13 protein-coding genes are annotated in these 14,586 nt (G+C 67.9%); all 13 read left to right on the top strand.

Features of this window, described 5'->3' with window-relative positions; translation table 11 throughout:
• The first annotated feature begins 11 nt into the window (after nucleotides 1–11).
• Complete coding sequence (locus OZ10_RS11830) at nucleotides 12–3,509, top strand: glycosyltransferase (RefSeq protein ID WP_039565017.1); 3,498 nt, start codon at nucleotides 12–14, stop codon at nucleotides 3,507–3,509.
• 717 nt (nucleotides 3,510–4,226) lie between these two features.
• A complete protein-coding gene (fliE, locus tag OZ10_RS11825; protein WP_010373676.1) occupies nucleotides 4,227–4,598 on the top strand; it encodes a flagellar hook-basal body complex protein FliE in 372 nt (123 codons plus the stop codon).
• A 13-nt stretch (nucleotides 4,599–4,611) separates the two neighbouring features.
• Entirely contained in the window at nucleotides 4,612–6,336 is a 1,725-nt protein-coding gene (gene fliF, locus OZ10_RS11820; protein ID WP_039565014.1) for a flagellar basal-body MS-ring/collar protein FliF, read from the top strand.
• A gap of 10 nt (nucleotides 6,337–6,346) precedes the next feature.
• Complete coding sequence (fliG, locus tag OZ10_RS11815) at nucleotides 6,347–7,336, top strand: flagellar motor switch protein FliG (protein ID WP_039407758.1); 990 nt, start codon at nucleotides 6,347–6,349, stop codon at nucleotides 7,334–7,336.
• Nucleotides 7,333–7,953, top strand: coding sequence for a FliH/SctL family protein (locus OZ10_RS11810; protein WP_039407761.1), 621 nt, complete (start codon nucleotides 7,333–7,335; stop codon nucleotides 7,951–7,953). Before fliG ends, OZ10_RS11810 begins: the two co-directional genes overlap by 4 nt.
• On the top strand, nucleotides 7,950–9,326 hold the full coding sequence (locus OZ10_RS11805) for a FliI/YscN family ATPase (RefSeq protein WP_039407763.1): 1,377 nt from the start codon (nucleotides 7,950–7,952) through the stop codon (nucleotides 9,324–9,326). The genes OZ10_RS11810 and OZ10_RS11805 overlap by 4 nt, the downstream gene beginning before the upstream one ends.
• A 3-nt stretch (nucleotides 9,327–9,329) precedes the next feature.
• Nucleotides 9,330–9,785, top strand: a complete 456-nt coding sequence (gene fliJ, locus OZ10_RS11800; RefSeq protein ID WP_039407767.1) for a flagellar export protein FliJ — start codon at nucleotides 9,330–9,332, stop codon at nucleotides 9,783–9,785.
• On the top strand, nucleotides 9,782–11,065 hold the full coding sequence (locus OZ10_RS11795; protein WP_039565011.1) for a flagellar hook-length control protein FliK: 1,284 nt from the start codon (nucleotides 9,782–9,784) through the stop codon (nucleotides 11,063–11,065). The genes fliJ and OZ10_RS11795 overlap by 4 nt, the downstream gene beginning before the upstream one ends.
• Nucleotides 11,066–11,230: 165 nt before the next feature.
• Complete coding sequence (locus OZ10_RS11790; RefSeq protein WP_179455335.1) at nucleotides 11,231–11,773, top strand: flagellar basal body-associated FliL family protein; 543 nt, start codon at nucleotides 11,231–11,233, stop codon at nucleotides 11,771–11,773.
• A gap of 9 nt (nucleotides 11,774–11,782) precedes the next feature.
• Complete coding sequence (fliM, locus tag OZ10_RS11785) at nucleotides 11,783–12,796, top strand: flagellar motor switch protein FliM (protein WP_039565009.1); 1,014 nt, start codon at nucleotides 11,783–11,785, stop codon at nucleotides 12,794–12,796.
• On the top strand, nucleotides 12,793–13,131 hold the full coding sequence (fliN, locus tag OZ10_RS11780; RefSeq protein WP_039565006.1) for a flagellar motor switch protein FliN: 339 nt from the start codon (nucleotides 12,793–12,795) through the stop codon (nucleotides 13,129–13,131). The genes fliM and fliN overlap by 4 nt, the downstream gene beginning before the upstream one ends.
• A complete protein-coding gene (gene fliO, locus OZ10_RS11775; RefSeq protein WP_039565003.1) occupies nucleotides 13,128–13,535 on the top strand; it encodes a flagellar biosynthetic protein FliO in 408 nt (135 codons plus the stop codon). The genes fliN and fliO overlap by 4 nt, the downstream gene beginning before the upstream one ends.
• A 1-nt stretch (nucleotide 13,536) precedes the next feature.
• Nucleotides 13,537–14,382 carry a flagellar type III secretion system pore protein FliP gene (gene fliP / locus OZ10_RS11770; protein ID WP_039565001.1) on the top strand — a complete coding sequence of 282 codons (846 nt, stop codon included), beginning with the start codon at nucleotides 13,537–13,539 and terminating at the stop codon, nucleotides 14,380–14,382.
• Nucleotides 14,383–14,586: the final 204 nt, after the last annotated feature.

Genomic DNA, 14,586 nt, shown 5'->3' with positions numbered 1-14,586 from the left:
TTAGCATCGTCATGCCGACCTACAAGCCGCGCTATTTCGCGCAGGCGGTGGACAGCGTGCTGGCGCAGACCTATCCGGCGTTAGAGCTGGTGATCTGCGACGACAACGCTGAGGGTGCCATCGAGGCCGTGCTGGCGTCGAGGCTGGCTGGCGCTCCATTTTCGATCCGCTACCACCGCAACACCCCCCGGCTCGGCGAACTCGGCAGCACGGTCAAGGGGATCGGCCTGGCTCAGGGCGAGTACGTCAAGTTCCTGCACGATGACGATGTGCTGGAACCGGACTGCATCGCGCAACTGGTGCAGGCGATCGAGCGCAATCCGGGCACGGCGATGGCATCGTCGCGGCGGTTGCGCATCGATGAGGATGGCGCGCCGTTGCCGGACATCCTGGCCACCAGCTTTCCGTTCGACGACGACGTGCTGATCGACGGGCCGGAGCTGGTGTCGTTCCTGTCCGACCACGCCATCAACTTCATCGGCGAGCCGAGTTGCGTGCTTGCACGGCGCGCCGACCTGGTGGCGCTGGGTAGCGAACTGATGATGTTGAACGGTAAGGCCATCGATTGGGTCGGCGATCTGGCGATCTACGTCAAGCTGCTGCGCCACGGCAACCTGGCGTTTCTGGCCAGCCCGCTCACGCACTTCCGCGTCTCCAGCGCACAGTTCAGCCAGGCCGGCCGCGATCAGGTAGGGGTCGGCGACCAGGGGCACGAGGATCTGCGTCAGGGCATCCGTCAGCTCGGGTGGCGACGCAAGACTGGCGACAACCGGCAGGTGCGGGTCGCACCGCTCAGCCCGCACAAGGCGCGGGTGTTCAAGTCGGTGGATCTGGTCAATGCATTGATGCAAAGCGCCGGGATGGCCGAGCGGGTGTCGCCTGCGACGTGGCTGGGCGTGCGCCATCCCAGCGATGTGCAGCGCGGGTTGATCGATGCCCGCCTGCAGGCGCATGCCGGCGGGCCGCGCATCGCGGTATTGCTGATCGACCGCCAAGGCGATGCCGCAGCGGTCGCGGCAACGCGGGCCAGTCTGGATGCGGTGGCCTGCTATCGGCAGCATCACACCTGGGTTATCAGCAGCGCACCGCAGCAAGTTGCCGAGCATGGCGAGCGCGGCGTGCTGATCGACGAGCACGGCTTGCCGGCAGCGCTCAATCGGGTCATCGCTGCGCAGGACGGGATCGATTGGGTGCTGCTGGTCGATGCCGGCAGCCTGTTCACGGCCAGCGGCCTGCTGATGCTGGCCCTGGAAATGCTTGCCTTGCCCGACGAGTGCCAGGCGATCTACGCTGACGAGGTCGTGGCTCTGGATCACGGCCAGCTTGGGCTGGCGCTGCGGCCGGCGCTGTATCTGGATGTGCTGCTGAGCGCGCCGTCGACGATGTCGCGGCATTGGTTGTTCCGGCACGGCACGCTGTTGGCCGATGGCGGCTTCCCCACCGGGCCCAGCGCGGCATTCGAACTGGAGTACCAGCTCGGCCTGATCGAGCGTTACGGGTTGGCCTGCATCCGTCATCTCGCCGAACCGCTGTTGATGGCATCGGCCAGGCCGCAGCACGACGACGAAGACGAACGCCAGGCGATTGCGCGTCATCTTGCCGAACGCGGTTACGTGGACGCCGTGGTGCACAGCGCCGGTCCCGGCCGGCATGCAGTGGACTACCGGCACGCGCAGCAGCCCTTGGTGAGCATTCTGGTGCTGATCGACGGCCGCCTGCCACAGGCGCAGCGTTGCCTGGAAAGCATTCTTGCCAATACCAGCTACCCGCATTACGAGGTGTTGCTGCTGGACCGTGCCAGCAGCCAACCGGAGCTGCGCGACTGGCTTGCCGGCATCGAGGCGCTGGGCATGCAGCAGATCCGCGTGCTGCGCTTTGCTGGCGAACCAGCGCGCGAGGTGGTCTGCAATGCGGCCGCCGAACACGCGCGTGGGGACGTGCTGCTATGGCTGTCTGCCGGCGCCGCGGTGATGAAAGCCGATTGGCTCGATCAGTTGCTCAACCATGCGCTGCGGCCAGAGGTTGGCGCAGTCGCCGGCAAGCTGCTGCGAAGCGATGGCACAGTGCATCACGCCGGGCTGCTGCTGGGCCTGGGGGCACCGGTGGCGCGCGCGTTCGAAGGTGCGGCATTCGACGAATCGGGCTATCTGCAGCGCCTGCAACTGGACCAGAACTACAGCGCACTCAGTGGCGAATGCCTGATGCTGCCGCGCCAGCTGTTTCTGGACGCCGGCGGCTTTGCGCAGGAACCGGCATTGGCGCAATGGAGCGACGTCGACCTGTGTCTGCGCCTGCAACAGGCCGGTTATCTCAATGTCTACGCCGCGCGCGCGCAGCTGTTGATCGACCCACCCGACGCACTACCCGCCACCGCCCTCGAGGAAGAGGCGATGTACGCGCGTTGGCTGCCGCTGATGGCCAACGACCCGGCCTACAACCCCGGGTTTTCGCTGGACCCGGGCGCGGGCTTCGCGCTGGCCGACCCGCGCGCCAGCTGGCGGCCGTTGCAATCGTGGCGGCCGTTGCCGCGCGTATTGGCGCTGCCGGCCGATATCGAAGGCTGCGGGCATTACCGGGTGATCCAGCCGCTGCGCGCCCTGCGTGAGGCAGGGCTGGCCGAGAGTGTGCTGTTCAATGGCTACCTGGAGATCGCCGAATTGGCGCGTCAGGATCCTGACGTGGTGATCCTGCAGCGCCAGGTCGGCGAGGCTCGGCTGGAAGCGATGCGGCGAATGAAGGCGCTGTCGCGCGCCTTCAAGGTCTACGAGCTGGACGATTACCTGCCCAATCTGCCGCTGAAGAACGCGCACCGCGCGCAGATGCCCAAGGACATCCTGAAAACGGTGCGGCGCGGGCTCGGCATGGTGGACCGCTTCGTGGTCTCCACCCCTGCCCTGGCCGAGGCGTTTGCGGGGTTGCACAGTGATATTCGCGTGGCGGAAAACCGCCTGCCGCCCCATTGGTGGGAGGCGCTGCCGGAGCGGCCGGTGCGCCACGGCGGCAAGCCGCGCGTCGGCTGGGCTGGCGGCGCCAGCCACACCGGCGATCTGGAGCTGATTGCCGACGTCGTGAAAGAGCTCGCCGGCGAGGTGGAATGGGTGTTCATGGGGATGTACCCGTTCGCGCTGCGCCAGCATATCCACCAGTTCCAGCCAGGTGTGCCGATCGATCACTACCCGGCCGCATTGGCGGCGCTGGACCTGGATCTGGCGCTGGCACCGGTGGAGCAGAACCTGTTCAACGCGTGCAAGAGCAACCTGCGCCTGCTCGAGTACGGCGCCTGCGGCTATCCGGTGATCGCCAGCGACGTGCGCTGCTACCAGGGCAGCCTGCCGGTGACGCTGGTGAAGAACCGCTACCGCGACTGGGTTAGCGCCATCCGCGAGCACTTGGCCGACCTGGACGCAGCACGCGCCAAGGGCGCGGCCTTGCGCGAGGTGGTGCGGCGCGACTGGATGCTGAGCGGCAGCAATCTGGACACCTGGCGAGCCGCCTGGTTGCCGGACTAGCGCCAGAGCGCTGCTTGGGTGTTTTCCCGTTTGCAGTCGCCCTCATCCGGCGCTGCGCGCCACCTTCTCCCGCAAGCGGGAGAAGGAAAGCCGGGCTGGGTGTGATCTGTTGGTTGCACTGCGACTGGTCGTCTACCGGTCCCTTCTCCCGCTTGCGGGGGAAGGTGCCCGAAGGGCGGATGGGGGCGTGTGTTTACACTCCAGCGCCGCGCATCGCCCCGTCTGAGCCGCGTTGCCATTGATGGTGCTGCCCTATCCGGCGCTGCGCGCCACCTTCTCCCGCTGACGGGAGAAGGAAAGCTGGCTGGGTGTGATCTGTTGGTTGCACTGCAACTGATCGCCTACCGGTCCCTTCTTCCGCTTGCGGGGAAGGTGCCCGAAGGGCGGATGGGGGGCGTGTGGTTACACTCCAGCGCCGCGCATCGCCCCGTTTGAGCCGCGTCGCCATTGATAGTGCTGCCCTCATCCGGCGCTGCGCGCCACCTTCTCCCGCTGGCGGGAGAAGGAAAGCCGGGCTGGGTGTGATCTGTTGGTTGCCGTGCAACTGACCATCCGGCGGCTCCCTTCTCCCGCTTGCGGGGGAAGGTGCCCGAAGGGCGGATGGGGGCAATCACGCTGCGCCGCAGCCGCGGCAGGAACATGCCCGCGCCGGAATCCCGGCGCGATTTCGGCACGCCGCTTGCATTGGTGTGGATGCCTCCCTGGCTGACCGCACCCATGAGCGACTCCGTTACCTCGATTCTTTCGCAGATCCGCAGCTATCAGACGCAGATGGGCCAAGGCCCCATGGGCGCGGTGGGCGATGCGGCGCGTGGCAATCAGATCCAGGGGCTGGCCGGCGCACAGGGAACACCGGCCACCCAGGCACCGAGCTTCAGCGAGACCCTGCGCGGCGCCATCGGCGGCGTCAACGAGGCGCAGCAGAAGGCCGGCGCGCTGTCCAAAGCATTCGAAATGGGCGACCCCAGTGCCGATCTGGCACGGGTCATGGTCGCCTCCCAGCAGTCCCAGGTGGCCTTCCGCGCCACCGTGGAAGTCCGCAACCGTCTCGTCCAGGCTTACCAGGACGTCATGAACATGCCGCTGTAAAGGTTGACGACACATGGCTCTCGCGATCAGCAAAGAAAACATGAACCAGAACGCCGAGAAGGCGGGGCAATGGTTCGACCGTGTCCGTAGCCTGCAGATCACCCGCAAGCTGACCATGATGGCGATGATCGCCCTGGCGGTCGCGGCCGGTCTGGCGGTGTTCTTCTGGTCGCAGAAGCCCGGCTACCAGGCGCTGTACACCGGCCTGGATGAGAAGGGCAACGCGGAAGCCGCCGACCTGCTGCGCACCGCGCAGATCCCGTTCAAGATCGACCAGGGCACCGGCGCGATCTCGGTGCCGCAGGACCGCCTGTACGACGCGCGCCTGAAGCTGGCCGGCTCCGGCCTGACCGGCAAGGAAACCGGCGGCGGCTTCGAGCTGATGGAAAAGGACCCGGGCTTCGGCGTCAGCCAGTTCGTGGAAAACGCCCGTTACCAGCATGCGCTGGAAACCGAACTCTCGCGCACCATCGGCACCCTGCGCCCGGTGCGCGAGGCGCGTGTACACCTGGCCATTCCCAAGCCCAGCGCCTTCACCCGCCAGCGCGATGTGGCCAGCGCCTCGGTGGTGCTGGAACTGCGCGGCGGCCAGGGCCTGGAGCGCAACCAGGTCGATGCCATCGTCAATCTGGTGGCCTCCAGCATCCCGGACATGACCCCCGAGCGCGTCACCGTGGTCGACCAGAGCGGGCGCATGCTCTCCATCGCCGACCCCAACAGTGACGCTGCCCAGCACGCCGCCCAGTTCGAACAGGTGCGCCGCCAGGAAAGCTCCTACAACCAGCGCATCCGCGAACTGCTCGAGCCGATGACCGGCCCGGGCCGGGTCAACCCGGAAGTCAGCGTGGACATGGACTTCTCGGTGGTGGAAGAAGCCCGCGAGCTCTACAACGGCGAGCCGGCCAAGCTGCGCAGCGAGCAGGTCAGCGACACCAGCACCAGCGCCACCGGCCCGCAGGGCCCTCCGGGCGCCACCAGCAACAGCCCGGGCCAGCCGCCGGCACCGGCCGTCGCAGGCGCCCCCGGGACCCCAGCGGCGGCCAACGGCCAGGCCGCCGCACCCGCCGCGCCGACCGAAAGTTCCAAGAGCGCCACCCGCAACTACGAATTGGACCGAACCTTGCAACACACCCGCCAGCCGGCCGGCCGCATCAAGCGGGTGTCGGTGGCGGTGCTGCTGGACAACGTCCCGCGCCCCGGTGCCAAGGGCAAGATGGTCGAGCAGCCGCTCACCGCCGCCGAGCTCACCCGCATCGAGGGCCTGGTCAAGCAGGCGGTGGGCTTCGATGCGGCACGTGGCGACACGGTGTCGGTCATGAATGCCCCGTTCGTGCGCGAAGCGGTGGCGGGCGAGGAAGGCCCGAAGTGGTGGGAAGACCCGCGCGTGCAGAACGGTCTGCGCCTGCTGGTCGGTGCGGTGGTGGTGCTGGCGCTGCTGTTCGGTGTGGTGCGCCCCACCCTGCGTCAGCTCACCGGCGTGACCGCGGTCAAGGACAAGCAAGGCAAGGATGGCAAGGATGGCACTCCACAGAGTGCTGACCTGCGGATGGTCGACGAAGACGACGACCTGATGCCCCGCCTGGAAGAAGACACCGCGCAGATCGGTCAGGACAAGAAGACCCCGATCGCTCTGCCGGACGCCTACGAAGAGCGCATGCGCGTGGCTCGCGAGGCAGTCAAAGCCGATTCAAAACGTGTCGCACAAGTCGTGAAGGGATGGGTCGCCAGTGAAGCCTGATACACAACCGATGACTGGAGTACAGCGCGCCGCGGTGCTGTTGCTGTCGCTGGGTGAGAGCGATGCGGCCGAGGTGCTCAAGCACATGGACCCCAAGGAGGTGCAGAAGATCGGCATCGCCATGGCCACCATGACCGGCATCTCGCGCGATCAGGTCGAGAAGGTGATGGACGACTTCAACGGCGAACTGGCGGGCAAGACCTCGCTGGGCGTGGGCGCCGACGACTACATCCGCAACGTGCTGATCCAGGCGCTGGGTGCCGACAAGGCCGGCGGCCTGATCGACCGCATCCTGCTGGGCCGCAACACCACCGGCCTGGACACCCTGAAGTGGATGGACCCGCGCGCGGTCGCCGACCTGGTGCGCAATGAACACCCGCAGATCATCGCGATCGTGATGGCGCATCTGGACAGCGACCAGGCCGCCGAAGCGCTGAAGCTGCTGCCCGAGCGCACCCGCGCCGACGTGCTGCTGCGCATCGCCACCCTGGACGGCATTCCGCCCAACGCGCTGAGCGAGCTCAACGACATCATGGAGCGCCAGTTTGCCGGCAACCAGAACCTCAAGTCGTCCAACGTGGGCGGCATCAAGGTGGCGGCCAACATCCTCAACTTCCTGGACACCGGCGCCGACCAGGGCGTGCTGGGCGAGATCGGCAAGATCGATGCCGACCTGGCCGGCAAGATCCAGGACCTGATGTTCGTATTCGACAACCTGGTGGACCTGGACGACCGCGGCCTGCAGACGCTGCTGCGCGAAGTCTCCGGCGAGCGGCTGGGCCTGGCCCTGCGCGGCGCCGACACCAAGGTGCGCGAGAAGATCACCCGCAACATGTCCCAGCGCGCCGCCGAGATCCTGATCGAGGACATGGAAGCGCGCGGCCCGGTGCGCCTGGCCGACGTGGAAGCGGCGCAGAAGGAAATCCTCACCATCGTCCGCCGCCTGGCTGACGAAGGCGCCATCAGCCTCGGCGGTGCCGGTGCGGAGGCCATGGTATGAACGACGTGGTCACCCGCTGGCTGGCCCCCGACCTGCACATGGCCCCGGCCCTGCCCGAGCCGGAGTACGACGAACCGGCCATGCTCGAGCCGGTGCTGCGCCCGCCGACCCTGGAAGAGATCCAGGCCATCGAGGACGCCGCCCAGCAGGAAGGCTTTGCGCGTGGCCATGCCGAAGGCTTTGCCCAGGGCCAGTCCGAGGTGCGCCGCCTGACCGCGCAGATCGACGGCATCCTGGACAACTTCACCCGCCCGCTGGCGCGGCTGGAAAACGAAGTGGTCGGCGCGCTCGGCGAGCTGGCCGTGCGCATCGCCGGCCAGTTGGTCGGGCGCGCCTACCAGGTGGAACCGCAGTTGCTGGCCGACCTGGTCGGTGAGGCGGTCGATGCGGTGGGCGGTGCCGGCCGCGAGGTCGAGGTGCGCCTGCACCCGGACGACATCACCGCGCTGCTGCCGCATCTGGCGCCCAGCAGCACCACCCGCGTGGCCCCGGACATGAGCCTGAGCCGCGGCGACCTGCGTGTGCATGCCGAAAGCGTGCGCGTCGATGGCACCCTGGATGCGCGCCTGCGGGCCGCGCTGGAGACAGTCATGCGCAAATCCGGGGCAGGCCTGTGAGCGCCCTGTTCGGCGCCACGCCGGCCGATTGGCTGGATGCACGCAATCTGCGCCTGGCCACCCGCCTGGGCGCGCTCGGCCTGGAGCCCACCGCCGGCCGTACCCTGATCCGCGAAGGTATCCTGCGCCGCGCGGTTGGCCTGACCCTGGAAGCCACCGGTTGCGAAGCGCCGATGGGCGCGACCTGCAAGGTCGAGGTCGATGGCGGCTGGGTCGATGCCGAAGTGGTCGGCTTTGCCGGCGAACGCACCTACCTGATGCCCAGCGCCGAACTGCACGGCCTGCTGCCGAACGCGCGCGTGGTGCCCTCGCGGCGCCGCGGCGGTGTGGAAGTGGGCGAAGGCCTGCTCGGCCGCGTCATCGACAGCGACGGCACCCCGCTCGACGGCAAGGGCCCGATCCGCGCCGAAGGCAGCGTCGGCATGGCCGGCGTGTCGATCAACCCGCTGGCGCGCGAACCCATCACCACCTCGCTGGACGTCGGCGTGCGGGCCATCAACGCCATGCTGCCGATCGGCCGCGGCCAGCGCGTGGGCCTGTTCGCCGGCTCCGGCGTCGGTAAGTCGACGCTGCTGGGCATGATGACCCGCTTCACCTCGGCGGACGTGATCGTGGTCGGGTTGATCGGCGAACGTGGCCGCGAAGTGCGCGATTTCGTCGAAACCACCCTGGGCGAAGAAGGCCTGCGCCGCGCCGTGGTGGTGGCCGCTCCGGCCGACCGCCCGCCGTTGGCACGTCTGCATGGTGCCTACCGCGCCACCGCCATTGCCGAATGGTTCCGCGACCAGGGTTTGAATGTGCTGCTGCTGATGGATTCGCTGACCCGCTTTGCGCAGGCGCAGCGCGAAATCGGCCTGTCGGTCGGCGAGCCACCGACCACCCGCGGCTACCCGCCGTCGGTGTTCGCCAAATTGCCGGCGCTGGTGGAACGTGCCGGCAACGGCGCCAAGGGGCGCGGTTCGATCACCGCGTTCTACACCGTGCTGACCGAAGGCGACGACCCGCAGGACCCGATCGCCGACGCCGCGCGCGCCATCCTGGACGGCCACATCCTGCTTTCGCGTCGGGTGGCCGACAGCGGCCTGTACCCGGCCATCGACTTGGAATCGTCGGTCAGCCGCGTGGTGCAGGACATCGCCGACGAACCGTGGCGCCTGCGCATCCGCAAGCTCAAGCGGCTGCTCTCCGCCTACACCGCCAACCGCGACCTGATCGCCATCGGCGCCTATCAGCGCGGCAGCGACCCGGCCACCGACGAAGCGTTGGCACGCTGGCCGGAGATCGTCGAATTCCTCGGCCAGGACGTGCACAAGGCGTCGGTGCTGAGCGACAGCCTGTCTGCACTGCAGCAGCTGGTGGAACCAGAGAACTAATCCATGATGCAGTCCAAGCGAATCGATCCCCTGCTGCGGCGGGCCCAGGAACAGGAAGACAAGGTCGCCCGCGACCTGGCCGAGCGCCAGCGCACCCTGGAGACCCATCAGTCGCGCCTGGAAGAACTGCGCCGCTACGCCGAGGAATACGCCAACAGCCACATGGCCGGCACCAGCGCGGTAGCGCTGAGCAACCGCCGCGCCTTTCTGGACCGGCTCGACAGCGCCGTGCTGCAGCAGGCACAGACCGTGCAGAGCAACATCGCCAAGGTCGAATCCGAGCGCACCCGCCTGCTGCTGGCCAGCCGCGAGAAGCAGGTGCTGGAGCAACTGGCGGCAAGCTACCGCGCCCAGGAGAACAAGGTGATCGAACGCCGCGACCAGCGCGAGATGGACGATCTGGGCGCACGTCGCTCGCGCCTGGCGCGGGCCGAAGATACTCACGGAGAATCCGCATGAACCCCCTGTCCGCCTTCGCCGCCGGCCTTGGCGCGCTTGCCGGTAACGGCAAGAAGTCCAGCTACAGCGACCCGTCGTCCGAGCAGGACCCGGCCAAGGACCAGTTTGCGCGCATGCTCCATCCGACCAATACGCCCGGCCACGCGCAGGCGCCCGAGCGCGTGCCGCCCAAGCCGGCCGCGCCCAAGCCCAAGCAGTCCGACACCCAGCGCGACGACGACACGCGCGACGATGCGGCCGGCGATGCCACCGCACGGCCGCGTGCGCAGGACGGCCAGGCCAAGCCCGCCGCCTCCAGCGCCACCAAGGATCCGGCAACCACCGATAGCAGCACTGCCGCCGGCGCCGGCAAGAGCGGCAAGACCGCCAAGGCTGCCACTGCCAGCGAAGACGCGACCGCCGAAACGGCCACCACCACCGATGCCGGCTGGCCGCCGCAAGGCCTGGGCGGCTTCGGCATGGGCCTGCTGGCCCAGGCGCTGCCGGGCGGCGACGTCCTGGCCGCCGCAGCCGCAGCGCTGACCGCCAGCATGGCTGGCGCAGCCAGCGCCACGCCCGCAGCCACCGCATTGCCCACCGACGCAGCCACCCCCGCCGCCACCGCGACGGCCACGACCACCTTGCCCGCCCTGGGCGCGCTGGCGCCGGCCGCCCTTGCCGGCGCCAAGCCCACCTCGACCACGGCAGTGAGCGGCGATGCGCAGACCGCCGCGCTGATGAGCATGGCCGCCAAGGCACTGGAACCGGTCGCCGACGACAGCGCGACTGCGGCCGCGCCGGACGCCCCGGCGTTCGTCCTGCCGACCACCACCGCCCCGGCGCTCAACCGCCTGCAGGAGGCGGCACCGATCTTCAGCGCCTCGCCCACCCCCACTCCGGAGCTGGGCAGCGACAGCTTCGACGACGCCATGGGCGCGCGCCTGAGCTGGCTGGCTGATCAGAAGATCGGCCACGCCCATATCAAGGTCACCCCGAACGAGATGGGCCCGGTGGAGGTGCGCCTGCATCTGGACGGCGACAAGGTCAACGCCAGTTTCACCGCGGCCAATGCCGACACCCGCCAGGCGCTGGAACAGAGCCTGCCGCGGCTGCGCGACATGCTCGGCCAGAACGGCTTCCAGCTCGGGCAGGCCGATGTAGGCCAGCAACAGCAGGGCCAGACCGGCAACCGCAATGGCGGTGGCCGCGACGGCAACGGCCTCAGCCTGGACGACAGCCCGACCGTCGGAATTCCGTCGGTGGTGTTACGCCAGCGTGGATTGCTGGACGCCTACGCCTGAGTCAGCGCGCCGGATCGGCCGGCGCACTGCGCAAACCGGCCGCTCCGGCGCCGCTGCCGCCCGCCCCACACCCCTGCAGCGCAAGGCTTGCGGGGGTTTTTTCGTCTGCGCGCACGCTGCGCCAGGAAACCGTCGCAGTTTTGGCATGCCGATTGCATCCATCGGGTGAGCATTCCCCTGGAGCACACCGTGGCAGCCGCAAAGAAACCCGAAAAGAGCGAAGACAAGGACGAAAAGAAGAAAGGCGGCAAGAAGCCTCTTCTGCTGATCGCCATTGGCGTGGTCGTGCTGGCCGCGGCCGGCGGCGGCGCCTGGTTCTTTCTGGGTCACAAGGGTGAAGAGAAAGGCGGCAAGCACGACGCGCCCAAGGTGGCCGAAGTGCCCAAGCCGGCGCAGTACTTCCCGATGGACCCGGCGATCGTGGTCAACCTGGCCGACCCGGGCGATGGCCCGCAGTACCTGCAGGTCGAAGTGCAGCTGGTCACCCGCGACCCGGAAGAGCTCAAGCTCATTACCGAAAACGCGCCCGCCATCCGCGCGCACTTGCTGATGCTGCTGTCCCAGGTCAAGGCCACCGACGTGGCCGACCTGGCCGGCAAGCAGAAGCTGCAGAAATCCGCGCTGGCCGAAGCGCAGAAGGTCATGACCAGCGAAACCGGCAAGAAGTGCGTCGAAGAACTGCTGTTCACCAGTTTCGTTACTCAGTAAGGCTGCCCGATGAGCGTCAGTGACCTGCTTTCCCAGGACGAAATCGATGCCCTGCTGCACGGCGTGGATTCCGGTGCGGTCAACACCGAGCCGGAGCCGTTGCCCGGCGAGGCGCGTCAATACGACCTGTCCAGCCAGGACCGCATCATCCGCGGTCGCATGCCGACCCTGGAGATGGTCAACGAGCGCTTTGCGCGGTTGTGGCGCATCGGCCTGTTCAACCTGATCCGGCGTTCGGCCGACCTGTCGGTGCGCGGCATCGACCTGGTCAAGTTCAACGAGTACATGCACTCGCTGTACGTGCCGACCAACCTCAACCTGATCCGCTTCAAGCCGCTGCGCGGCACCGGCCTGATCGTGTTCGAACCCACCCTGGTGTTCACCGTGGTGGACAACTTCTTCGGTGGCGACGGCCGCTTCCATACCCGCATCGAAGGCCGCGAATTCACCGCCACCGAGATGCGCGTGATCCAGTTGATGCTCAAGCAGACCTTTGCCGACCTCAAGGAAGCCTGGGCGCCGGTGATGGACGTGGACTTCGAGTACATCAACTCGGAAATCAACCCGCACTTCGCCAATATCGTCACCCCGCGCGAGTACGTGGTGGTGTGCCGGTTCCATGTGGAGCTGGAAGGCGGCGGCGGCGAGATCCACATCACCCTGCCGTACTCGATGCTGGAGCCGATCCGCGAACTGCTCGATGCCGGCATCCAGAGCGACCGCAACGACCGCGACGACTCCTGGAACGTGATGCTGCGCGAGCAGCTGGACACCGCCGAAGTGACCCTGTCCAGCGTGCTGGCCAGCAAGCGCATGAGCCTGCGCCAGCTCACCGGGCTGAAGGTCGGCGACATCCTGCCGATCGACCTGCCCGCCCAGGTGCCGCTGTGCGTTGAAGACATCCCCTTGTTCACCGGCGAATTCGGCGTCTCCAACGGCAACAACGCCGTCAAGATCACCGCCGTGCGCCCGCCGGGCGTGCAAGCCCCGCGCGCCGTTCCCTCCCAGGACTCCAACTCATGATCAACTCCGACATCCTCGACGCCGCGCCCGCCACCTTCGACAGCCTGCAGGCCGAGCACGACCACAATGCCGCCGACCTCAACCTGGACGTCATCCTGGACGTGCCGGTGACGCTGTCGCTGGAAGTGGGCCGTGCGCGCATTCCGATCCGTAACCTGCTGCAGCTCAACCAGGGCTCGGTGGTGGAACTGGAGCGCGGCGCTGGCGAACCGCTGGACGTCTACGTCAACGGCACCCTGATCGCGCATGGCGAGGTGGTGGTCATCAACGACCGCTTCGGCATCCGCCTGACCGATGTGGTCAGCCCGAGCGAACGGATCCGGAGGCTGCGGTGATCGGCCTGCTGGCCGCCGCGGCGCCTGCCGCGTCAAAGGCCACCCAGGTCGGCGCGCAGGCGCCGTCCTCGCCCGGCCTGTTTGGCGCAGTCTTTGCATTGCTGTTGGTGCTCGCGCTGATCGTCGGCCTGGGCTGGTTGCTCAAGCGCATGCCCGGCAGCGGATTTCGCAGCAGCGAGGGCCTGCGCGTGGTGACCAGCCTGGCGGTGGGTGCCAAGGAGCGCGTGGTGGTGGTGGAGGTGAACGGCCAGCAGCTGTTGCTCGGCGTCACCGCCGGCGGCATCAGCACCCTGCATACCTTGCCCGAACCGCTGCCGCCCACGCCTGCCCCCACCCTGCCCACTCTCAAGCAACTCCCCAATTTCGCCCAGCTGCTCGCTCAGAAGCTGCGCAAGGATCAGTGACATGTTCAGTAGCTGGAATCGCTGGGGGCGCAGCCTCCGCCTGGTGTTGATCCTGCTGGTGATGAGCTGCCCGCTGCTGGCCGCCGCCGCCCCGGCTGCGCTGCCGTCGATGGCCCAGGCCGCCGCCCCTGCCGCTGCCCCGGCGGCAGTGCCGCCCGGTTCCAACCAGCTGCCGACCCTGCCCAACGTGAGCGTGGGCCGCATCGGCGACCAGCCGGTCAGCCTGCCGCTGCAGACCCTGCTGCTGATGACGGCGATCACCCTGCTGCCCTCGATGCTGCTGGTGCTGACCGCCTTCACCCGCATCACCATCGTGCTGGGCCTGCTGCGCCAGGCGCTGGGCACCGGCCAGACCCCGTCCAATCAGGTGCTGCTGGGCCTGGCGATGTTCCTGACCGCACTGGTGATGATGCCGGTGTGGCAGAAGATGTGGGGCGCCGGCCTGCAGCCGTACCTCAACAACCAGATCGACTTCTCCACCGCCTGGACGCTGACCACCCAGCCGCTACGCGCCTTCATGCTGGCGCAGATCCGCGAGACCGATCTGATGACCTTCGCGGGCATGGCCGGCGACGGCAAGTACGCCGGCCCGGACGCGGTGCCGTTCCCGGTGCTGGTGGCCTCGTTCGTGACCAGCGAGCTGAAGACCGCCTTCGAAATCGGCTTTCTCATCTTCATCCCGTTCGTGATCATCGACCTGGTGGTGGCCAGCGTGCTGATGTCGATGGGCATGATGATGCTGTCGCCGATGCTGATCTCCGCGCCGTTCAAGATTTTGCTGTTCATCCTGGTGGATGGCTGGGTGTTGGTGGTCGGCACGCTGGCGGCAAGCTTCAACGCGTCGTAGCCGCAAGCCCTGCATGCGCGCCGCCCTGCCGGCGTGCCTACCCGGTTGGCCGGCTTCGGTAAGCGGTCCCGAGATCGAGCAGCAAACGCCGACGCGACTGCGGAGCAACGACAACAGCGATAGCCAGTGCAGCCAGTAGCGGCCGAAGCTACAGGGGAGCCATGCAACACGGGTGGCTTCGCCCCGTACCCTCACCCCAACCCC

The sequence above is a fragment of the Xanthomonas cannabis pv. cannabis genome, from assembly GCF_000802365.1.
GTDB lineage: Bacteria > Pseudomonadota > Gammaproteobacteria > Xanthomonadales > Xanthomonadaceae > Xanthomonas > Xanthomonas cannabis.
The sequence above is the reverse complement of the archived record's forward strand: the minus strand, read 5'-3'. Positions and strand labels throughout refer to the sequence as shown.

Coding starts and splice junctions, on each gene's coding strand:
- OZ10_RS11795 (WP_039565011.1), top strand. CDS start 9,782: ATGAACCCCCTGTCCGCCTTCGCCGCCGGCCTTGGCGCGCTTGCCGGT.
- fliJ (WP_039407767.1), top strand. CDS start 9,330: ATGATGCAGTCCAAGCGAATCGATCCCCTGCTGCGGCGGGCCCAGGAA.
- fliN (WP_039565006.1), top strand. CDS start 12,793: ATGATCAACTCCGACATCCTCGACGCCGCGCCCGCCACCTTCGACAGC.
- fliM (WP_039565009.1), top strand. CDS start 11,783: ATGAGCGTCAGTGACCTGCTTTCCCAGGACGAAATCGATGCCCTGCTG.
- OZ10_RS11810 (WP_039407761.1), top strand. CDS start 7,333: ATGAACGACGTGGTCACCCGCTGGCTGGCCCCCGACCTGCACATGGCC.
- fliE (WP_010373676.1), top strand. CDS start 4,227: ATGAGCGACTCCGTTACCTCGATTCTTTCGCAGATCCGCAGCTATCAG.
- fliP (WP_039565001.1), top strand. CDS start 13,537: ATGTTCAGTAGCTGGAATCGCTGGGGGCGCAGCCTCCGCCTGGTGTTG.
- fliF (WP_039565014.1), top strand. CDS start 4,612: ATGGCTCTCGCGATCAGCAAAGAAAACATGAACCAGAACGCCGAGAAG.
- fliG (WP_039407758.1), top strand. CDS start 6,347: ATGACTGGAGTACAGCGCGCCGCGGTGCTGTTGCTGTCGCTGGGTGAG.
- OZ10_RS11830 (WP_039565017.1), top strand. CDS start 12: ATGCCGACCTACAAGCCGCGCTATTTCGCGCAGGCGGTGGACAGCGTG.